Origin of the sequence: Collinsella sp. AF19-1LB, assembly GCF_003459655.1 — a bacterium.
Classification (GTDB): Bacteria; Actinomycetota; Coriobacteriia; order Coriobacteriales; family Coriobacteriaceae; genus Collinsella.
Window position 1 is genome coordinate 318 of the sequence record NZ_QRWO01000085.1, and the last position, 236, is coordinate 553.

The following is a 236-nucleotide window of genomic DNA, read 5'->3' on the forward strand; positions in this document are numbered from 1 at the left end:
AGACCGCGGTATACATTACCAATGGCCTGGATGGATCGCCTTGATGAAGAAATTCGGCTGGACAAGATCCATGTCGAAAAAAGGGTGCTCGCCGGATAATGCTGCTTGTGAAGGTGTCTTTGGAAGAGTAAAAAACGAAATGTTCTATAATAGAAGCTGGATAGGTGTATCCATTAAAGAATTCATAGCTTACCTAGACGATTATCTTCATTGGTATAATGAAGACCGAATTAAAA

The 236-nt window shown here is 40.3% G+C and carries 1 protein-coding gene; it reads left to right on the forward strand.

The genetic code is table 11. The features are described from left to right. Nucleotides 1-43: 43 nt before the first annotated feature. Nucleotides 44-236: IS3 family transposase (locus DWX39_RS11165; RefSeq protein WP_147336415.1), on the forward strand; the 193-nt coding region annotated here is incomplete at its 3' end.